The organism is Faecalibacter bovis, from assembly GCF_017948305.1.
Classification (GTDB): domain Bacteria; phylum Bacteroidota; class Bacteroidia; order Flavobacteriales; family Weeksellaceae; genus Empedobacter; species Empedobacter bovis.
Window position 1 is genome coordinate 1,233,164 of record NZ_CP072842.1, and the last position, 21,169, is coordinate 1,254,332.

Here is a 21,169-nt window from a genome sequence, read left to right on the forward strand (position 1 = left end):
ATTATAAAATTAGAGAATATCGAGAGATATAAAAATAAAAAAGCCTGTTAAGTGTTAGGACAGAACAGACTTGATTATAATAAGGTTGGTTGTTAGGGTTAGTTGGTTGTTAGGGTTAGTTGGTTGTTAGGGTTAGTTTGTTTTAAGTTTAGTTAGATGTTGTAGGTATTTAAGTTTCGTTAGTTTTTTATTAATTTATAGTGCCGAAATAGAAACTGTCTTCTAAGACAATTGCATAATCCACAGCTTTTATTTTTGAAATTTTAGATGCAATTTCTAAATCATCTTTTATAATTGCTATTCTGTCGTTAATAATTAATTTTTGATTGAAACCAACTTTCCAGTTTCTTTCACAATCAAGATTAACCCAATCTTCACTTATTAAATAATCCAAAAATATTTCTTTTTCATTTTTGTATTGCTCATCGAAATCGAAAGTGACTTCCACGTATAAGTGTTTCATGTCGGTTATTATTTCACAGCAAATGTAGATTGATTAAAAATTATATTTTTACGGAATTCCGTAAAATGAAGAAAAAAAATTAATTTATTTCTTTAAATAAGAAACATATCTTTTGCAATAGCAACTAAATGTATACTATTATTCGCTTTTAGTGTAGTCTTTAATTCGCCAATTCTTTTCTCGATAGCGCTAACAGACGAAGGTTTAATCTTTTTAGATTTTAAGGTAGTTGAAATATCTTGTTGTGTAAAACCTTGCGATAATAAGTCTAAAATTGTAATGTCATATTCTTCGATGGTTGTCGTAGAATTGTTTTTTATTTTATGTAAAACCTCCGTCGTAAAATAATTTTCGCCAGTGTTAAGCTTCTCGATGCTTGTACATAATTCAATTAAACTATTTAATCCTTTTAAGACGATAGAATTGACTTCAACCTCATCTTTTAATCTTTTTAATAAGGCTGGTTTATCCTCAATGGTATAAATAATAGTTTTTAAATTGGATTGAATTTTCTTTGCAGCAGAAACCAATTCTTCACCATTTTTTAATTCTGGATCTAAAAGACCATCTGTTTTGAAGGATAAATCTGAAATTAACAAATCAAAAGGTGTGTTTTCTAAAGTTGCTTTTTTGATTTTTAAAAGTGCTTTATCACACGAGTTTGCATGTTCAATTTCGAAGTCATATTTATCTTTTAGTATAGAAATTATACCAGTATTGATACTATCAATATCTTCTGCGATTAATATTTTTCGGATCATAATAGCTTGTATTTCTTACTTGTTGGAATTTTTATAAAGACTCTGAAGCCTTTTGAGCCGTCAAAATTAATACTTCCATTTAATTGAATAATACGGTTTTCCACATTTTTAAGACCATTTTTATGGATCTTATTTTCATCAATAATTTTTGTGCCGTTGTCAACATATTTTATATCAAGTGTTTGATCGGCTTCTTGTTGAAAATTTAATACAACTAAACTACAATCGCTGTGTTTTTTCATGTTGGTCATCAGCTCCATCAAAACACGATAAATTAATATTTTGATTTGATTTTCAATTTTATCCCAATTAATACTTTCAATTCCTTTCGATAATACATTGACTTGTTCTGATTTGAACGAGCCCAGCATGATGTCTAATTCTTGTTTAAAATTAGTTGTATCAATAATATTATTTTCACGAGAGATATTTCGTGTTTGTGAATATATGTGATCTAGATTATGAATTAATTTATTTTTTAGTTCGGTATTTTCAAAAGCAATAGATTCTACTAAAGTGATGGTTGTAAATAAATCATTCGCCAACTCATCGTGTAATTTCTGAGAGAATTTTACCTCAGTTTCATAAATAGTTTCTAATGTTTCCTGTTTAAGTCTTTGCTTGATGTTGTACCAATAACTAAGAAATATTATGATTCCGATAACTAAACTTGCAACAGCAATAATTATTGAAACTTTAGCTCGTTGTAAATTAATTTCTTTGTTTGCATTTTCTAACGAAAGTGTGTAAACCTTATTTCTGTTTTCATCCACATCATATTCTAATTTTGCGAATTGATATTTTGAATTACTGTTGATGTGTTGCAAACTATCTGAAAGATCAATAAACTTTTCAATATCCTTTTGGTTTGGATTTAAAACAATAATTCTTTTCAGGGCATTTACTTTACCTTCTGTATTGTTAGAAGATTCAGTAATCTGATATTTTTTGTAAGCATAATCTAATGCTTTCTTTGTATCAATTTTTTTGTAGTAATCAAATAAGTGATCGTAAACGGTGCTAAGTCCAAAATTATCTTCAGTCTCAATAAAAATATTTACAGCTTCATTATAATCATCAATTACATCAGCATTGTTATTTTTCAACCATTTTGCATAACTCAGATTATCTAAAATACGTGCTTTTATGTTTGGATATTGTTTTAAAATATCGTCATGTTTTATTTTTTCTAAAATATAAATTGCTTTGTCGTAATCTTTTAACAAAGTATAAGCAACTGCCTTATTATGATTGATTGATATGATGTAATACGGATCATCAGTAAGTTCTAAAGCCTTATCGTACCAATATAATTCCTCTTTGTAGTTTAACAAACTTCCGCTGGAAACAGCAAGATTGTTATAAATTGGAGTTAAAAATGGATGATTTTGATTGTGTTTAACTTGATTTAAAGCTTCTAACGATAATTTTTCACTTTCAAAATAAGATGCCACATCGTTTAAAATCATGGCAAGATTAATACTGTTTTTAGCAATACCATCTTTATCTTTCAGCTTAATAAACTCGTCTTTCGATTTATTAAAATAGTAATAAGCGCTATCTGTATTATACTCCTCGTAATAGTAGTTTCCGAATAAGAAATAAGAGTTAGCGATGTATTTATTATTTTTTAAATCCTTAGATCTTTTTAAAATTTCATGATTTAATTTTAACGCACTTTCTTTCATTCCAAGTTCAGACAAAAGATACATTTTCGATTCTAAGGCTCTGAACTCTAAAGAATCATTATTGATTTCTTTTGCGAGTGAAATCGCTTTATCAAGACGTTGAATTCTTGATTTATCAGGAAGATTATTGTCATTCGCTTCTTCTATTAAAGTTGGAATTGAAGAAGAATCCGTAACCTGATTTTTTATATTTTCTACTTTATTTTTATTACAGTTAAATAATAAAATTAAGAAGATTGAGGCAAGTAAATATTTTAATATTGTGCGTATTTTCATCTTTGAAAAATTAGCAAAAATTTCTGATAAAAAAAACGATTAATCTTCGTATCTGCAAATAGTTTTTCCACGTTTTTTAGCCTCAGAAAGTGTAACTTTTATAATTGGATTTTTACATGCTTTTAATCCTCTACAATTTGATGAAAAATGATATTTTTCACCGTATTTACTATTACATAAATAAACTTCTGTAGAATTTGTTGTTGAAATACTTGTTGAAGTAAGACAAAAGAAAAGAGGGAAAAGTGTAATGTAAAAGGCTTTCAAAATCAATTTGTTAATCAATGTCAAATATAAAAAGCATAATCTAATGATTATGCTTTTTATGTAAACTATTTATTGATTATAAATTTCTTCTTCTAAAAAAGTGACGTAATTCTCGTAACGAGAAGGTGCGATTTGCATCGATTCAACCGCATCCTGAACAGCACATTTAGGCTCGTTAACGTGGATGCAATTATCAAATTTACATTCGCTTCTTAATTCAAAAATCTCAGGAAAATAATTCTGAAGTTCAGATTTTTCTAAATGAACTAAACCAAATTCTTTAATTCCTGGCGTATCAATAATAAATCCGCCGAAAGGCCATTCGAACATTTGTGCAAACGTTGTCGTGTGTTGTCCTTTACTATTGAAATCAGAAACTTGATGCGTTTTTAAGTTTAAATCTGGATGTAAAGCATTAATTAATGTAGATTTTCCAACACCTGAGTGTCCTGAAACTAAACTAATATTGTCTTTCATTCGTTCTTTAACTAAATCTAAGTTTAAACCAGTTTCAGCAGAAATATCCAAACTTTCGTATCCGATAGTATTATAAATGTGTTTGTATAACGCTAAATCTTCTAATTCATCTTCTGTATAAGCATCAATCTTGTTGAATAAAATGACAACAGGTATGTGATAAGCTTCGGCAGTGATTAAAAATCGATCGATAAAACCGAAAGATGTTTTAGGATTTGCCATTGTTACAACCAAAAACGCAACATCAATATTTGAGGCGATGATGTGTGTTTTCTTTGATAAATTAACCGATTTACGGATAATATAATTTTTTCGATCGTGGATTTTAGTAATTACTGCGACATCGTCTTTGTCTATTTCAAAATCAACTTCATCACCAACCGCAATAGGGTTCGTGTGTTTGATGTTAGCAATTCTAAATTTTCCTCTTATTCTGGCTTGGTAAGTTGAACCATCTTCTGTGCGAAGATGATACCAACTACCTGTAGATTTTGTTACAATTCCCTTCAAACTGAATTATATTTTTTCTTCTTTTTTAATCATAATCTTGTTTTGTTGCGCAACAGATTCTTGATGTATTGCCTGTAATAATTTATCAATAAAATCTTCTGACAATCCTAAAGAAGCTCCAGCTTTAACTGAATTTTCTTTAATCTGTTTCCAACGTTCTGGTTGGAATACTGCAACATTATGTTCTTTCTTTAAATTTCCAATAGCATTAGCAATTTTCATACGTTGTGCAATGGTATCTAAAATAGAGCTATCTAATTCATCAATTTGATGACGTAAATTATCGATTCCTGCTTTATAAATAGAATCAGGATCGTCAGATTGACGCAATTCTAAATCTACTAAAATTTCTTTTAATCGAGCAGGTGTAATTTGTTGTGAAGCATCAGACCACGCTTCATCAGGGTTACAGTGTGTCTCGATCATTAAACCATCATACTCAAAGTTGAAAGCTTGCTGAGATACATCGAATAATCCTTCTCTGTTTCCGCAGATGTGTGATGGATCACAAATCATAGGAATATTTGGTAATTTATTTTTAAAATCTAATGCGATTTGCCATTGCGGATTATTACGGTATTTCGTCTTTTTGTAAGTCGAGAATCCACGATGAATTGCACCTAAATTTTTAATTCCTTGACCAGCTAAACGTTCTAATGCTCCAATCCATAAATCTAAATCTGGATTGACAGGATTTTTTACTAAAACGATTTTATCTGTATCGCGTAAAGCTTCAGCAATTTCTTGAACTGTAAATGGATTTACCGTAGAACGAGCTCCGATCCATAAAACATCAACATCATATTCTAAAGCTAATTTTGCATGGTTTGCGTTCGCAATTTCAGTAGCGATCATCATACCATGTTCGTCTTTTACTTTTTTCAACCAGTTTAATCCGATTGCACCAACACCTTCAAAACAGTTTGGTTTTGTACGTGGTTTCCAAATTCCAGCACGAAAAACTTTGACATAATCTTTGTCAATTTCTTCTGCTATTGTCATCATTTGCTTTTCGCTTTCCGCACTACATGGACCACCGATAATTAGTGGTTTTTCGAATTGGTTAATCCAGTTATTATTTTCCATAATTGTTACAAATTTAAGGTATATAGATTTAGGTATTTATTTTTTATTTAATATTCTTCTTATATCGTTGGTATTCGATAGGTATTGGTGAATGTTTTCTGGATTTGCATCCTCAATCATTCGGCGCATATTTTTTATTTGTTCTTCATAAGCATCAATAGCATTTAGCAAATTTTCTCGGTTTTGGATAAAAATTGGTGTCCACATATCCGGCGAACTTTTAGCTAAACGAACCGTTGATTCGAAACCAGAACCAGCCATATCAAAAATTGCTTTTTCATCTTTCTCAATATTCAAAACAGTTTGCCCTAAAGCAAAAGATGTAATGTGAGAAAGGTGAGAAACGAATGCAATATGCTTGTCATGCGCCTCAGACGACATTGTGCTTACGTTTGTCCATAAATTTTGGTAAATCTTTTTAACTTTTTTTACCGCACTTGGAGCACTTAATTCAGGATCGCAAATGATTGAAACTTTATTCAGAAATAATTCAGCAAAAGCAGCGCTTGGACCTGAATTTTCTGTACCGGCAATTGGATGTGTGGCAACAAAATTTTTACGATTCGGATGATTTTTTACAATCTCACAAATACCTGCTTTCGTAGATCCCATATCCATCACGATAGATTCTTCAGGTATATAATCTAAGATTTCTGGTAAAAATTGCTGAGCTGCATTTATCGGTATGGCTAATACAACTAAATCGCTTCGTAAAACAGCTTCTTTCAGATTATCTATTTCATTAACAATACCAAGTTCTAATGCTTCTATTTGATGATTGATGTTGGTATCAATTCCTATAATATTTTCAGCTAAACCAGTTTTCTTCAAAGCCAAAGCAAACGAACCTCCAATCAATCCTAATCCGACAATACTTACATTTTTCATAATCTTTTTAAAACTTCGGTTAATTTCTCAACTGGTGCACAAAGTGAAAAACGAATATAACCTTCGCCATTGCTTCCAAATATACTTCCCGGTGTGATAAATACTTTTTTAGTGTAAAGGATTTCGTCGATAAAAGATTTATCATCAATTCCTTCCGGAAGTTTTGCCCAAATAAACATTCCAACTGCGTTTGGATCGTATTTTACATTTAGTTTATTACAGATTTGATAGATGATTTGTCGTCTTTCAGCATATATTTTTGTCAAATTATCGTACCATTCTTCTGAAACTTCTAAAGCTTTAGCAGCAGCTTTCTGAATCGCATAATTCATTCCCGAATCCATATTCGATTTCACTTTTAAAATCGAATGGATAAATTCTTCTTTTCCTAAAACCATTCCAATTCGCCATCCCGCAATATTAAAAGTTTTACTTAACGAGTTTAATTCTATGGCAACTTCTTTCGCTCCATCGATCGATAAAATACTTGTTGGATGATCGTTTAGAATGAAACTGTATGGATTGTCATTCACAATTAAAATTTGATGGCGTTTTGCAAAAGCAACTAATTGACCAAGAACTTCTCGTGAAGCAGTTGCTCCAGTTGGCATATGGGGATAATTGATCCACATAATTTTTGGTTTTTGTTCGGCTAATTTTTCTAATTGTTCAAAATCAGGCAACCAATTATTTTCACCTTTTAAATCATAAAATAAAGGTTCGGCTTGTATCAATTCAGTCACCGAAGTATAAGTAGGATAACCAGGATTTGGAATTAAAACTTTATCACCTTCATTTAAAAAAGCCATTGAAATGTGCATAATTCCTTCCTTAGAACCTATTAATGGTAAAATCTCAGAATTAGAATTGACCTCAACCTCAAACTTTGAAAGATAGAATTGAGCCATTGCGTTTCTCATCTCAGGTAATCCACGATAACTTTGATAGCCATTTACACCAGCTTGTGATTCTTTGATTAAAGTTTCAATAACTTCTGGTGCTGGTTGCAAATCAGGGCTTCCAATTCCTAAAGAAATTATTGGAATATCCGTTTGCATGTTCGCTATTTCTTGTAATTTTTTTGAGAAATAGTATTCCTGAACACTTTGTAAACGTTGGGCTTCTGCTATCATTCTTTTCCTTTTTTGTATTCTCCTAAGATTTCTAAATCTGTTAATTTTTTCGCGATTTTGCCTAAAAGCGTATAATATTGTTGTTTATCATAGAATGTAATATCGATGTGGAATGAATATTCCCAAGGTTTATCAATGATTGGTACGGACTGAATTTTATCCATATTAATTCCACATTCCGCAATATGATTCAAAACCTCAACTAATGCACCTGCTTTGTGATTTACAGAGAAGCGCATCGAAACTTTATTGAAATCTTCGTAATCGATATGCTCGCGTTCTAAAACAAAAAATCGAGTAAAATTATCTTGAAAAGTTTGTATGCTCGATGCTAAAATATCTAACCCATAAACTTCTGCCGCCTTACGAGAAGCTATTGCCGCAACGAAATCTAAATTTTGATCAACAATATCTTTTGCTGTTAAAGCTGTATCAACATCATTTACAATTTTCCAATCCGGATGTTTTTCCAAAAATTTGTCGCATTGTAAAAGAGCCATTTGATGCGAGCGAACTTCTTTAATATCGTCAATTGTTTTTCCTTTTTGTACCATCAATTGATGTTGAATCGATAAATAGATTTCACCAACTACTTTTAATCCATATTTAGTAATTAAAGCATAATTTGGTAAAATTGCTCCTGCAATTGTATTTTCAATTGCCATCACTGCTTTATCTACTTTTCCTTTCTCCAAAGCCTTTGCTAATTGTTTGAAAGTATCGCATTCTAATAATTCGATATCATTTCCTAAATAATTGGCTGCTGCTTCGTGATGATACGAACCTTTTACGCCTTGGATTGCAACTTTTGTTTTCATTTTGTTTTAGGCAAAAAAAAAGTCCCAACGTTTCCGTGGGACTTTTTATCTTATTAATATATATAATCAATTATGACAACGCAGTCCCTGCTCTTCTGAATACCATCCAAAAAAGTAAAAGAAAAATGCGTTAAAATAATTAAACATTGTCATTTCTGTAAAAATCTGAAACAAAGCTATAAATAATTTTTTAATCCTAATTACGTTTTTATAATTTTATCAAAAATTTTTCATTGGATGGGAATTGTTATCAAAGATTTAACAAAAAAGTACGGTAATCAACTGGCACTGAATAAGGTGTCGTTTTCGATAGAGCAAGGTGAAGTAGTTGGTTTACTAGGTCCGAACGGAGCTGGAAAGTCAACATTAATGAAGAGTATTACCAATGCTATTATTCCAGATTGTGGAGATATTTTAGTAAATAATTCTTCGGTTAATACAAATCCGATAGAAACAAAAAGTCAAATAGGTTTTTTACAGGAAAATAATCCGTTGTATATGGATATGTATGTGAAAGAATATTTGGAATTTGTGATGAACATTCGCGGAGAAAAAAAGCAAAGAGTTGCAGAAGTTATTGCAGAAGTTGGCTTAAATCCGGAACAACATAAGAAGATAAATCAACTATCAAAAGGATATAAACAACGTGTTGGTTTGGCGCAAGCTATTTTATCCAAACCACAAATTTTGATTTTAGATGAACCAACAAATGGGTTAGATCCAAATCAAATTATTGAAATTAGAGAATTGATTCGCGAAATAGGGAAAAATACGACGATTATACTTTCTACACATATTATGCAAGAAGTGGAAGCGTTATGCTCTCGTGTGATTTTGTTGAATAAAGGTGAAATTGTAGCCGATCAACCAATTGAAGATTTCAAAGGACAATATCAAAATTTAGAAGAAGCGTTTCAAGCGTTAACAAAATAAAAAAAGCCATCATTTATGATGGCTTTTATATTTCATTAAGATTTTTTCTTCAGAATAAATACTTCTTTAATTTTATCAGGATCAATTTTTTGATTTTTAGAAGTTGGTTCTAAAACAGATATTAAAAAATCAACTTCCTTTTCAGAAGCTGGTCCACCAACATTTTCACCGTTGATTCTTGAATCTTTCAAAACATTACCTTTTTCATCAAGAATAACCCAATAAGGTAAACCTTGATTTTTACCACCTAATTTTTCAACCAAGTTGTTTCCTCCAGGAGTATTTAATTTTGCTTTTTCGCCACGTTCCTCTACAGTAATAAAGGCTTTGACATAATTAGAATCGAAATATTCTTTTACTAAATCGTCTTCCATATTTTTTTCCATCTTTTTACACCATCCGCACCAAGAGGCATGGAAGATTAAAAAGACATTTTTATTTTCAATTTTCGCTTGATTGTATGCATTATCCATAATTTCTGAAGCAGTTTGCGCCTTAATATTGCTTGCAAAAAGAATGAATAAACTGAAGATGATTGCTTTGATTTTCATAATCTCTATTGAATTTGTAGAGTAAATGTAAGTAGAAGTTTTAGAATTTTGAAATGTTTTTATTAACTTATTGATCTTTAATATTTAATAATATGAAGCAAATAGTATTCTTTATCATATTCATTTTAACTGTAACAAGTTGTGCAACGAAGACGAAATCTCTAAACGGTAATTGGCGACAGATATTTTTAGGATATGAAGTCACAAACGAAAATGGATTTGTATCAGATTCAGCATTGATAACTTTAAATTTAGCTAAAAGTCCACAAATAATTTTTGATTATAATGATGGATTAGCAGCGGATAGTGCAGATTCAATCATATTAAAGTATCCTAATTTAAATTTTAGAAAACAGAATTACAATAAAACGTATAATATTTACCAGATGCAATATATAAAAGAGTGTGATTGTTTTAACGGAAAATTTAAAAGTTATAACGGTCGAAGCGTTCTTGTTAAATGGGTTAGATAATTAGGTTTAGTAATCTTTGATGGAAATCATTATCTTTGCACAGATTTTATCAGAACATCATTCTGATTTATAAGTAATAATAAAAGAATCATCATATATGAAATGTGGAATCGTTGGATTGCCAAACGTAGGTAAATCGACTTTATTTAACTGTTTATCGAATGCAAAAGCGCAATCGGCAAACTATCCTTTCTGTACTATTGAACCAAATGTTGGAACAGTTTCAGTTCCAGATCCTCGTTTATACAAGTTAGAAGAAATTGTAAATCCTGAGCGTGTTGTACCTGCAGTTGTAGAAATTGTAGATATTGCTGGTTTAGTGAAAGGTGCGAGTAAAGGTGAAGGTTTAGGAAACCAATTCTTAGGAAATATTCGTGAGTGTCACGCGATTATCCACGTTTTACGTTGTTTCGAAAATGAAAACATTACACACGTTGATGGTTCAGTAGATCCAATTCGTGATAAAGAAACGATTGATATCGAGTTACAATTAAAAGATTTAGATACAGTTACAAAACGTATTGAAAAGTCTAAAAAAGCAGCAAAAGCAGGTAACAAAGATGAGCAAAAAGTAGTTGAGGTTTTAACAGCAGTTACAGCTCACTTAGAAGACTTAAAGAATGTTCGTGTAATGGAATTAGACGAAAAAGGACAAGAAATTGTTGATTCTTTACAGTTAATTACAGCTAAACCTGTTTTATACTTATGTAACGTAGACGAGTCTGATGCGAAAGATGGTAACGAGTGGGTTGAGAAAGTAAAAGAATCTGTAAAAGATGAGAAAGCTGAAGTTTTAGTTTTAGCTGCTCAAATCGAAGCAGATATCAACGAATTAGAAACTTTCGAAGAGCGTCAAATTTTCTTAGAAGAATTAGGATTAACAGAACCAGGTGTAAACCGTTTAATTGTTTCTGCTTATAAATTATTAGACTTAGAAACTTACTTTACAGCAGGTGTAAAAGAAGTAAGAGCTTGGACAATCAAAAAAGGTTCTACAGGACCACAAGCTGCTGGTGTTATCCACACTGATTTCGAAAAAGGATTTATCCGTGCTGAGGTAATTAAGTTTGAAGATTTCGTAACTTACGGATCGGAAGCTAAATGTCGTGAAGCAGGAAAATTAAATGTAGAAGGAAAAGCATACATCGTACAAGACGGTGATATTATGCACTTCTTATTTAATGTATAAGAATTTAAATTCATCACATATAAAATCTCAACCAATTTGGTTGAGATTTTTTTTATCTATATTTGAAGCGATTAACAATGAATTACATTAAAAATTACATATGATTAAAAATTTATTTTTGCTTGGATCAATCTTAGTTGGTTCATTTACTACAGCTCAAACCACAACAATTTTTGAAGAAACATTTGCTACAACAGAAACTCATAGTTTATGGACGATAGCAGATAGGGATGGAGACAATGATTCTTGGGAATTGGTAACAGATGAAGATTCGGGTGAAGCAGAAGTTTTGTCTTTTGTAGGAGGATTTGCTTGGTCGTGGTCTTGGTTCTACGCGCCATTAACTCCAGATAATACATTAACAAGTCCAGTAATTTTATTACCAGAAAATGGAACATTAGATTTAACTTTTAAGGTAGCTGCTGCCGATAATGAAGAAGGTTATTTCGAAGAACACTATGCTGTTTATGTTATTCCAGCTGGTGCTGAATTTACAGGAAACGAAACACCAGTTTTCGAAGAAACATTAGATGGAGGATATGCAACAGAGGCAAAAGTTGTAAATATTGATATATCTGAATTCGGAGGGCAAGATGTTCAAATTGTATTTAGACATTACGATTGTGAAGATATTTTATTTATTGGGGTTGATGATGTGAAAGTGGAATTTACACCTGGTTTAAATACATCTGATATTAAGAAAGAAAAAGCTATGGTTTATCAAGATCAAAAAGTTGTTAAAATTCAAGGTTTTGAAAATGTAAACGAAGTAAGAGTTTTTGATCTATCTGGTAAAAAAGTAAGTCAAGTTAAAGGACAATCGGTAGATGTTTCTGCTTTATCAAAAGGAATATATATTGTGAATTTCTACAACGAGAAAGAAGTTGTTTCACGAAAAATTGTTATTCAATAAAAAAAAAGCCACTCCTACGAGTGGCTTTTTTTTTATAACTGATTTAAACGTTCCAATGCAGCGTCTAAAGTTTCTTCTTGTTTAGCAAAACAAAAACGTATCACATTCTCATCAAATTTATCATGATAAAAAGCTGAAAAAGGAATGGTTGCAACTTTATTTTTAATGGTTAATTCTTCAGCGAAAGCACGATCATTTAAATCAGAATAATTTTTATAATTCGCCGAAATAAAATATGTTCCTTCAGAAGGAATAAGTTCAAATTTTGTTGAGGCCAAACCATCTACAAAATAATTTCTTTTTTGTTGGAAAAAATTATTCAATTCCAAATAATTATTTTCATCCTCTAAGTAATCCGCAATAGCGTATTGAGAAGGAGTATGTACACAAAAAACATTGTATTGATGTACTTTTCTAAATTCTTTCATCAATTCAGCTCCAGCCAAAACATAACCAACTTTCCATCCAGTAACATGACACAGTTTCCCGAAAGATGAAGTAATAAATGTTCTATCCTTTAACGAAGGAATTCGAGCAAAACTTTGATGTTCTTTGCCGTCAAAAGTCATGTGTTCATAAACTTCATCACTGATAATAAAACAATTTTTATCTTTTAATATCGCTTCGATTTGAATTAAATCATCTTCGCTAAAAATTTTTCCTGAAGGATTATTCGGGTTATTAAAGATGACAAGTTTAGTCTGTTCAGTTACTAATTCTTTTAATTTAGAATAATCAATTTTATAATCTGGATAGGTAAGTCGAATTGGTTTTACAACGCCACCAAACATTTCTACCGCAGGTTTATACAAATCATAAGCAGGTTCGAAAATAATTACTTCATCACCTTTTTCAATAACAGCGGCAATAGCTGTAAAGATTGCTTGACTTGCTCCGTTTGTAATTGTGACTTCATTTTCAGGATGATAAATTGATTTATGAAATTTTTCAACTTTCTCTACAATAAAATTTCTTAATTTTTCGACGCCAATCATTGGCGCGTATTGGTTGTAATTTTGGTACGAATAATAATTTAAACTCTCTATTAATGATGAGTGTGGATCAAAATCAGGAAAACCTTGTGCAAGATTTATTGCCTGATTTTCGCTCGCCAGTTTACTCATTACCGTGAATATAGTAGTTTCTAAATGAGGTAATTTGGAATTCATATTTGACATAATTACGTTATGTAGGAGTTTGAAGTATTGTTACAATTATTTTAAGATTAAAGTTACCAAAAAGATTTTAGTATTTTTTTAGTAAATTTGTAAATTACAGAATTCTAATACGATAAACGCCAATGTCTGAATTAAATCAAGTCAATTATACAGAAGATAATATTAAAACCTTAGACTGGAAAGAGCATATTCGTATGCGTCCAGGGATGTATATCGGTAAGTTAGGGGATGGGTCTTCTCAAGATGACGGAATTTATATTTTACTTAAAGAGATTATTGATAACTGTATCGATGAGTTCGTTATGGGAGCTGGGAAATCAGTTGAAATTAATCTACGTGATGATGAGGTGACGATCCGAGATTACGGTCGTGGTATTCCTTTGGGGAAAATGGTTGATGCTGTTTCTAAAATGAATACTGGTGGAAAATACGATTCACAAGCTTTTAAGAAATCTGTTGGTCTTAATGGTGTTGGTACAAAAGCAGTTAATGCTTTATCTACATATTTCAAAGTTCAGTCTGTTCGTGATGGTAAAACCAGAATTGCTGAATTTTCTAAAGGAGATTTAATTAATCAAGAAGAAGAGAAGGAAACTTCGTTGCGTAAAGGAACTAAAATTACTTTCGTTCCAGATAAAAACATCTTTTTAAATTTTAAATTCAGAAAAGAATACATCGTACGTATGTTGAAAAACTACGTGTATTTAAATCCAGGTTTGAAGATTACATTCAATGGTGAAGAATTCTATTCGACTGAAGGTTTAAAAGATTTATTACGCGATAATATCGAGGATGAAACGATTTACGACATCATTCACTTACGCGGTGAAGATATCGAGATTGCATTAACGCATAGTTCAAAATCATATTCAGAAACATATTATTCATTTGTTAACGGTCAAAACACAACGCAAGGTGGAACGCATTTAACAGCGTTTAAAGAAGCGATTGCTAAGACGGTGAGAGAGTTTTATAATAAAAACTACGATCCTGCAGATGTTAGAAAGTCGATTATCAGTGCAGTTTCTATTAAAGTTATTGAACCAGTTTTCGAATCTCAGACGAAGACAAAATTAGGATCAAACGAAATCGGACCAGGTATGACTACGGTTCGTACGTTTATTAATGATTTTGTTAAAACGAATTTAGATAACTATTTACATAAACACCCAGAAGTTGCTCAGGCGTTAGAACGTAAGATTAAACAATCTGAAACTGAACGCAAGGAACTTTCAGGAATCCGTAAACTAGCTCGTGAACGTGCTAAAAAAGTAAGTTTACACAATAAAAAATTAAGAGATTGTCGTCAGCATTATAACGATCCAAAAGCTCAATTACGTTTAGATACTACCATTTTTATTACCGAAGGGGATTCAGCTTCTGGATCAATTACAAAAAGTAGAAATCCAGAAACACAAGCGGTTTTCAGTTTGCGTGGTAAACCATTAAATTCTTATGGATTAACTAAGAAAATTGTATACGAAAACGAGGAATTTAATCTTTTACAAGCTGCTTTAAATATTGAAGAAGGTTTAGAAGATTTACGTTATAACAATGTCGTTATCGCTACCGATGCCGATGTTGATGGGATGCATATTCGTTTATTAGCGATTACATTTTTCCTACAATTTTTTCCAGAGTTGATAAAAGATGGTCATTTATATATTTTGCAAACACCTTTATTTAGGGTGCGAAATAAAAAGGAAACGAGATATTGTTATACGGAACAAGAGCGTATAGATGCAATAAATGAACTAGGAAAAAACCCTGAAATTACACGATTCAAAGGATTAGGAGAAATTTCGCCAGATGAATTTAAAAACTTTATCGGCAAAGATATTCGCTTAGAACCTGTAATGATAGGAAAAGATAGTTCTATTGACGAAATGCTAGAATTTTATATGGGTAAAAACACACCCACAAGACAAGAATTTATTATTAATAATTTATCCCTAGATATGGTTACAAACGAAATATAAATTTTTATTATTTTTACCAAACTAACTAAATATAAAATACACTAACTAAACTTTTAATTATGAAATTGAATAACAAAAAAGTAAAGAGTCTTGTTAAAATTTTAAACATAATTCTTTTAACTTTATTGGTAGGATTTGCATTATTGTATCTAAATATCCTATCATTTACGGCAATTGACGAATTATATGTTGGAATTTTAATTTCTCCTATTGCTATATCCATGCTATTTGTAGGCTGGCAATATTACGAATTTGATACTTCCGGTGAAGGATTAACTCTTAATGTTAAAAGAGTAGGGATTTTCTCATTTTTAAGCTCAAAAGACAAAAGAGTTGACTTACCAAAGTATAAACTGAACAGTTATGAAATAAAAAGAGGTGTCTTAAACGACAATCTTACTTTATTTATTAACAGTAAAAAAGAGTCAAATGTTGTTAAAGTTAAATTGCAATTATCAATTCTTTCTTCTGAAGAAAGAAATAGCATCACTTCAGAACTTGATAAAATTATTCAACAAAACCAAAAACAAATAAAATCAAAAGTAGCATAATATGCATATAGAAGAAGAGAGTATCAAGAAAGTATCAGGAATGTACCAAGAATGGTTTCTTGATTATGCCTCTTATGTGATTTTAGAACGTGCAATACCATCAATTTATGATGGATTAAAACCCGTACAGCGCCGTATTCTACATTCAATGCGTGAATTAGAAGATGGTCGTTACAACAAAGTAGCAAACATTGTAGGAAATACAATGAAGTATCATCCTCACGGGGATGGAGCAATTTCGGACGCAATTGTTCAGATTGGTCAAAAAGATTTGTTAATTGATATGCAAGGAAACTGGGGTAACGTATATACTGGTGACCGTGCAGCAGCAGCTCGTTACATCGAAGCAAGATTAACAAAATTTGCATTAGAAGTTGTTTTTAATCCAAAAACTACAAAATGGCAACCATCTTATGATGGTCGAAATAAAGAACCCATTGATTTACCTATCAAATTCCCTCTACTATTAGCACAAGGTGTAGAGGGGATTGCGGTAGGTTTATCAACTAAAATATTACCTCATAATTTTAACGAGTTAATTGATGCTTCAATCGCACATCTTAGAGGGAAGAAGTTTCAAATATTTCCAGATTTTCAAACAGCTGGTTTAATTGATGTTTCTGATTATAACGATGGGTTACGCGGTGGAAAAGTAAGAGTTCGTGCTAAAATTATACAAGAAGATAAAACACTTCTTAAAATTACAGAAATTCCCTACGGAACTACAACAGGTTCTTTAATCGATTCTATTTTAAAGGCCAATGATAAAGGCAAAATTAAAATCAAAAAGATTGAAGACAACACAGCGGCCGAAGTTGAAATTTTAGTTCATTTAGCGGTTGGGATCTCACCAGATAAAACAATTGATGCACTTTATGCATTTACAGATTGTGAAATTTCTATTTCACCAAATGCATGTGTAATTAATGACAAACATCCAGAATTCTTAACTGTTTCAGAAATTCTTCGATACAATACAGATAATACTTTAAAATTATTAAAACGCGAATTAGAAATTGAACTTGATGAATTACAAGAACAATGGCATTTTTCTTCGTTGGAAAGAATTTTTATAGAGAATCGTATATATCATGATATTGAACAAGAAGAAACTTGGGAAGGTGTAATAGAAGCAATTCGTAAAGGTTTACAACCTCACATTTCTCATTTATTACGCGATGTTACCGAAGAAGATATCATTCGTTTAACTGAAATTAAAATTAAACGTATATCTAAATTTGATTTAGATAAAGCACAACAATATTTAGATTCTTTAGAAGATAAAATTGTTGGAGTTAAACATCATTTAGAAAACTTAATTGATTTTGCAGTTGAATACTTCAAGAGTTTAAAAGCGAAATACGGGAAAGATAAAGTCAGAAAAACAGAAATTCGTACGTTTGATAATATAGACGCTACTAAAGTAGCTGTTGCCAATACTCGTTTTTATGTAGATCGAGTAGAAGGTTTTATCGGTACATCTTTAAAGAAAGATGAGTATGTTTTCGAATGTTCTGATATTGACGATATTATTGTTTTTAAACAAGATGGTAGTATGTTAATTACTAAAGTCGACGTTAAAACATTTGTCGGCAAAGGAATTATACATATTGGTGTTTGGCGTAAAAACGATAAAAGAACAATTTATAACTTAATTTATCGTGATGGTAAAAATGGACCGGCATATCAAAAAAGATTTGCTGTTACAGGAATTACTCGTGATAAAGAATACGATTTAACAAACGGAAATAAGGGTTCAGAAGTTCTTTATTTTTCGGCTAATCCGAATGGTGAAGCAGAAGTTGTATCAGTAATTTTAAAAACACATCAAAGAATCAAGAAATTGAAATTTGATTTAGATTTTGCTGATTTAGCTGTAAAAGGTCGTGTAAGTAAAGGAAATTTAGTTACTAAATATCCAATCAAAAAGATTGAACTTAAGGAAGAAGGTATTTCAACATTAGCACCTCGCCAAATTTGGTACGATCCTATTGTTCGTCGTCTTAATGCTGATGAACGTGGTGATTTATTAGGTTCATTCAAAGGAGATGACAAAATCTTAACAATTAATAATACAGGTGAAGCAAAATTAGTTTCTTTTGATTTAGGGAATCGTTTTGATGATGAAATGACGATTATAGAGAAATGGAAACCAGAAAAACCAATTACTTGTATCTATTATGATGGAACAAAAGATAAATATTTTGTAAAACGATTTGTTTTAGAAGATACATTAAATACGCAGGTTTTCTTTACAAATGAAGATGAAAAGTCAGAAATTAAATTCATTTCGACTGATTATTTTCCAATGGTTGAATTACAATTTTCTAAAATTAAAGGAGTTGAACGTGAAGAAGAAGTTGTAAATCTTGAGCAATTTATTGCCGTTAAAGGAATAAAAGCGCAAGGAAATCAACTAACAACTTATAAATTAAAGAATATTGTAACACTAGAACCGTTACCGTACGAAGAGCCTGAAGAGGAAATTTTAGATGATGAAGAACAGCAACCAACTTTGTTTGATGAAGTAATGGATGATGTTGATAATAATGTAGAAGAATAATATGGGAGGAATTTCATTCATTGTTCTAGTTTTAATAGGACTTAATGTTCTTATTAGCTGGAAAGGATTCAACGATTTAGCTTTTTTTGATAAGTATAAATTTCAAGTTGGTCCAATTTTAAATCGTAAAGAACATTACAGAATTTTAAGTTCAGGATTCTTGCATGTTGATATGATGCATTTGCTGTTCAATATGTTAACATTGTACTTCTTTGCAGATTTTATCATACAATTTTATGCAAGTCCAAAAGCGATGTTCTATGGCGATACTTCTATGATTAACATGAATCTTGGGTATGGAATGTTCTTGTTAGTATATCTTACTTCTGTTATTGGAGGAAATGTACTTTCATTATTTATGCATAAGAAGGAATCATTTTATTCGGCAGTTGGTGCATCTGGAGGTGTTTCAGGAATTTTATTTGCAGCGATCGCAGCTTTTCCTGAATTAGAATTAAGAATTTTCTTTGCAATTCCTATTCCTGCTTGGATTTTTGGAATCCTATATTTAGGATATTCAGTTTACGGAATGAAGAATAATGTAGGTAACATTGGTCATTCAGCCCATTTAGGTGGTGCAATAGTAGGTCTTGTCGCAACAATTATTTATTTCCCAGAATTATTACAGTATAATTTACTTTATATAATAGGAATGATTATTCCTCTTGGAGCATTAGGTTACTTGATGATAAAGAATAAATAATCAAATAAAACAAAAAGCCCGATGATATCTTCGGGCTTTTTGTTTCTTAATAAGAAGAAATAAAAAAGGGCTTTAAAAATAAAGCCCTTTTCTTATTATATTATAATACTCTTTTTGCGTATAAAAATCTTTTTCCCCAGTAACTATCGTTTAATGGAGTGATAATTACTCCTTGAGAAGTTGATGAATGAATAAACGTTAAAACTCCGTTTTCATTTCTTCCGTGAACAATTCCAACATGCGAAACTCGACCTCCACCTCTCGTGGCGAAGAAAACTAAATCTCCTTCTCTTGCTTCGTCAGTAGAAATTCTTTGACCTTCTTTAGCCTGATCAGCAGAAACACGAGGCAAATTCATATTGAAAGTTTCAAAAACACTTCTCACAAAAGCAGAACAATCAATTCCATTTCTTGTTGTGCCTCCGTATCGGTAAGGAGTTCCAATATAAGTTTCAGCTTCTTTTAATAAGAATTCAGTGAATAAATTGTTTGTTTCATCTAAAACGCTGTTTAACACAATCATAGAAGAATTTTCTTCTTTCGTATTAACAGGCTCAACTTCTAAGTTGGCACGTTTGTTGATTAATTTAGTTTGAGTTTCCATTAGTCTTGTTTGTGGAACAAAACTTCTAGAAGAGTACTCTTTAACTTCAGAAACCGAGGTTAAAGAAGAACATGAAGTTATGAACATCGTACAAATTATTGTAGCCATACCTAATAGCGATGTTTTCATGATAATATTTTTATTTTTCGTTATATCTTTTATTCAAGTAGCTCAAATATATTAGATTAAATATTAAAATTTAATATAAATGAGCTCTTTTGGGATTATATTAACTTCTTTAACAAATTTTAACACTAAAATTAACTCAAAAAAATCTTAAAATAATTTGGAATTTAAAAAATAACGTCTAAATTTGCACTCGCTTTTGATAACAACATCAAATGCACCGGAATGGCCCATTCGTCTAGTGGTTAGGACATCAGATTTTCATTCTGGAAGCAGGAGTTCGATTCTCCTATGGGCTACTCAAGATATTTTTTGAAATATTAACTAAAATTATTTTGGCTAGATAAAATATTTGTTTTTATCTTTGCCGAACTAAAATAGAAAGAGATTAAAGGTTATGGCAAATCATAAGTCAGCATTAAAAAGAATTAGACAATCAGCGGTTAGACGCGATCGTAATAAATATTACCACAAATCAGCTCGTACAGCTATTAAAGCTTTAAGAGGAACTGAAGATAAAAATGAAGCGGAAACAGTTTTCCCTAAAGTATCTTCAATGATTGATAAATTAGCTAAAAGAAACATTATTCACAAGAATAAAGCTTCAAACTTAAAATCTAAGTTAGCTAAACACATCGCGGGATTAGCTTAATAATCATACAAGTGGTCCCTTCGTCTATCGGTTAGGACACTAGATTTTCATTCTAGAAAGAGGGGTTCGATTCCCCTAGGGACTACAAATTAATAGATAGATTGCTGAAATATGCAATCTTTTTTTTCCTTGTTCATAGTTGTTGATTACAACAACCAGTTTAAATACTGTGTAAAGGAAATTGTTTTTTGTGTTTTGTTTGTAAAGGTTAAACACTTTGTTGATGTTTAATCGGGAAATGAAAATGTCGCTGTATAATTCACTTGGTTCATATTATTAGAATTATACATCGACTTTTCTCTAAATCCCACGAAGAATACTATTAAATCTAATAAAAAGACGTTCTTTAATAATATTTAAAGTCATAAATTATAAAAATTTGAAAAT

Annotated in this window: 21 protein-coding genes and 2 tRNA genes; 11 read left to right on the forward strand and 12 right to left on the reverse strand. The window is 30.9% G+C overall.

The window, feature by feature from the left end; all coding sequences use genetic code 11:
• Window positions 1-190 precede the first annotated feature (190 nt).
• The 9 genes from J9309_RS05875 to J9309_RS05915 all read right to left on the reverse strand — a co-directional run bounded on the left by J9309_RS05875 (window position 191) and on the right by J9309_RS05915 (window position 8,367).
• Window positions 191-463, reverse strand: coding sequence for a hypothetical protein (locus J9309_RS05875; RefSeq protein ID WP_230477629.1), 273 nt, complete (start codon window positions 461-463; stop codon window positions 191-193).
• Window positions 464-555: 92 nt separating this feature from the next.
• Window positions 556-1,224, reverse strand: a complete 669-nt coding sequence (locus J9309_RS05880) for a response regulator (RefSeq protein ID WP_230477630.1) — start codon at window positions 1,222-1,224, stop codon at window positions 556-558.
• Window positions 1,221-3,188 (reverse strand): tetratricopeptide repeat-containing sensor histidine kinase, encoded by a 1,968-nt coding sequence (locus tag J9309_RS05885; protein WP_230477631.1) that lies wholly within the window; start codon window positions 3,186-3,188, stop codon window positions 1,221-1,223. The genes J9309_RS05880 and J9309_RS05885 overlap by 4 nt, the downstream gene beginning before the upstream one ends.
• Window positions 3,189-3,227: 39 nt before the next feature.
• Entirely contained in the window at window positions 3,228-3,455 is a 228-nt protein-coding gene (locus J9309_RS05890; RefSeq protein WP_230477632.1) for a hypothetical protein, read from the reverse strand.
• A 69-nt stretch (window positions 3,456-3,524) separates the two neighbouring features.
• Window positions 3,525-4,442, reverse strand: a complete 918-nt coding sequence (rsgA, locus tag J9309_RS05895) for a ribosome small subunit-dependent GTPase A (protein WP_230477633.1) — start codon at window positions 4,440-4,442, stop codon at window positions 3,525-3,527.
• Between the two features lie 6 nt (window positions 4,443-4,448).
• The gene (locus J9309_RS05900; protein ID WP_230477634.1) at window positions 4,449-5,528 is read right to left on the reverse strand and encodes a bifunctional 3-deoxy-7-phosphoheptulonate synthase/chorismate mutase type II; all 1,080 of its coding nucleotides are present in this window, start codon (window positions 5,526-5,528) and stop codon (window positions 4,449-4,451) included.
• A 36-nt stretch (window positions 5,529-5,564) separates the two neighbouring features.
• Window positions 5,565-6,416: a prephenate dehydrogenase gene (locus J9309_RS05905; protein ID WP_230477635.1), complete on the reverse strand. Its 852-nt coding sequence runs from the start codon at window positions 6,414-6,416 to the stop codon at window positions 5,565-5,567.
• Complete coding sequence (locus J9309_RS05910; protein WP_230477636.1) at window positions 6,413-7,549, reverse strand: pyridoxal phosphate-dependent aminotransferase; 1,137 nt, start codon at window positions 7,547-7,549, stop codon at window positions 6,413-6,415. Before J9309_RS05910 ends, J9309_RS05905 begins: the two co-directional genes overlap by 4 nt.
• Window positions 7,546-8,367 (reverse strand): prephenate dehydratase, encoded by an 822-nt coding sequence (locus tag J9309_RS05915; RefSeq protein ID WP_230477637.1) that lies wholly within the window; start codon window positions 8,365-8,367, stop codon window positions 7,546-7,548. The genes J9309_RS05910 and J9309_RS05915 overlap by 4 nt, the downstream gene beginning before the upstream one ends.
• Before the next feature lie 237 nt (window positions 8,368-8,604).
• Here J9309_RS05915 and J9309_RS05920 point away from each other — a divergent pair, with 237 nt between their 5' ends.
• Window positions 8,605-9,300 (forward strand): ABC transporter ATP-binding protein, encoded by a 696-nt coding sequence (locus tag J9309_RS05920; protein ID WP_230477638.1) that lies wholly within the window; start codon window positions 8,605-8,607, stop codon window positions 9,298-9,300.
• 35 nt (window positions 9,301-9,335) lie between these two features.
• On the opposite strand, the gene J9309_RS05925 is transcribed toward J9309_RS05920, so the two are convergent.
• Entirely contained in the window at window positions 9,336-9,851 is a 516-nt protein-coding gene (locus tag J9309_RS05925) for a thioredoxin family protein (protein ID WP_230477639.1), read from the reverse strand.
• A 92-nt stretch (window positions 9,852-9,943) separates the two neighbouring features.
• On the opposite strand from J9309_RS05925, the gene J9309_RS05930 reads away from it, so the two are divergent.
• From J9309_RS05930 to J9309_RS05940, 3 genes are all read left to right on the forward strand, one after another.
• On the forward strand, window positions 9,944-10,324 hold the full coding sequence (locus tag J9309_RS05930) for a hypothetical protein (protein WP_230477640.1): 381 nt from the start codon (window positions 9,944-9,946) through the stop codon (window positions 10,322-10,324).
• Window positions 10,325-10,421: 97 nt separating this feature from the next.
• On the forward strand, window positions 10,422-11,513 hold the full coding sequence (gene ychF / locus J9309_RS05935; RefSeq protein ID WP_230477641.1) for a redox-regulated ATPase YchF: 1,092 nt from the start codon (window positions 10,422-10,424) through the stop codon (window positions 11,511-11,513).
• A 100-nt stretch (window positions 11,514-11,613) separates the two neighbouring features.
• Window positions 11,614-12,426, forward strand: a complete 813-nt coding sequence (locus tag J9309_RS05940) for a T9SS-dependent choice-of-anchor J family protein (RefSeq protein WP_230477642.1) — start codon at window positions 11,614-11,616, stop codon at window positions 12,424-12,426.
• A gap of 32 nt (window positions 12,427-12,458) precedes the next feature.
• Here the strand turns inward: J9309_RS05940 and J9309_RS05945 are convergent, their stop codons facing one another.
• Window positions 12,459-13,604 carry a methionine aminotransferase gene (locus tag J9309_RS05945; protein WP_262897286.1) on the reverse strand — a complete coding sequence of 382 codons (1,146 nt, stop codon included), beginning with the start codon at window positions 13,602-13,604 and terminating at the stop codon, window positions 12,459-12,461.
• A 122-nt stretch (window positions 13,605-13,726) separates the two neighbouring features.
• Here J9309_RS05945 and J9309_RS05950 point away from each other — a divergent pair, with 122 nt between their 5' ends.
• From J9309_RS05950 to J9309_RS05965, 4 genes are read left to right on the forward strand one after another with little or no spacing between them, the layout of a single operon-like run.
• On the forward strand, window positions 13,727-15,583 hold the full coding sequence (locus J9309_RS05950) for a DNA topoisomerase IV subunit B (protein ID WP_230477644.1): 1,857 nt from the start codon (window positions 13,727-13,729) through the stop codon (window positions 15,581-15,583).
• A 59-nt stretch (window positions 15,584-15,642) separates the two neighbouring features.
• Complete coding sequence (locus J9309_RS05955; protein WP_230477645.1) at window positions 15,643-16,134, forward strand: hypothetical protein; 492 nt, start codon at window positions 15,643-15,645, stop codon at window positions 16,132-16,134.
• Window position 16,135: 1 nt separating this feature from the next.
• Window positions 16,136-18,697, forward strand: coding sequence for a DNA gyrase/topoisomerase IV subunit A (locus tag J9309_RS05960; RefSeq protein WP_230477646.1), 2,562 nt, complete (start codon window positions 16,136-16,138; stop codon window positions 18,695-18,697).
• A gap of 1 nt (window position 18,698) precedes the next feature.
• Window positions 18,699-19,400: a rhomboid family intramembrane serine protease gene (locus J9309_RS05965; protein ID WP_230477647.1), complete on the forward strand. Its 702-nt coding sequence runs from the start codon at window positions 18,699-18,701 to the stop codon at window positions 19,398-19,400.
• Window positions 19,401-19,500: 100 nt separating this feature from the next.
• Here the strand turns inward: J9309_RS05965 and J9309_RS05970 are convergent, their stop codons facing one another.
• Window positions 19,501-20,133: a C40 family peptidase gene (locus J9309_RS05970; RefSeq protein ID WP_230477648.1), complete on the reverse strand. Its 633-nt coding sequence runs from the start codon at window positions 20,131-20,133 to the stop codon at window positions 19,501-19,503.
• 224 nt (window positions 20,134-20,357) lie between these two features.
• On the opposite strand from J9309_RS05970, the gene J9309_RS05975 reads away from it, so the two are divergent.
• The 3 genes from J9309_RS05975 (at window position 20,358) to J9309_RS05985 (ending at window position 20,867) form a co-directional block, all read left to right on the forward strand.
• Window positions 20,358-20,429, forward strand: a tRNA-Glu gene (locus J9309_RS05975).
• A gap of 98 nt (window positions 20,430-20,527) precedes the next feature.
• Window positions 20,528-20,782: a 30S ribosomal protein S20 gene (rpsT, locus tag J9309_RS05980; protein ID WP_121934037.1), complete on the forward strand. Its 255-nt coding sequence runs from the start codon at window positions 20,528-20,530 to the stop codon at window positions 20,780-20,782.
• A gap of 13 nt (window positions 20,783-20,795) precedes the next feature.
• A tRNA-Glu gene (locus tag J9309_RS05985) sits at window positions 20,796-20,867 on the forward strand.
• Window positions 20,868-21,169 lie beyond the last annotated feature (302 nt).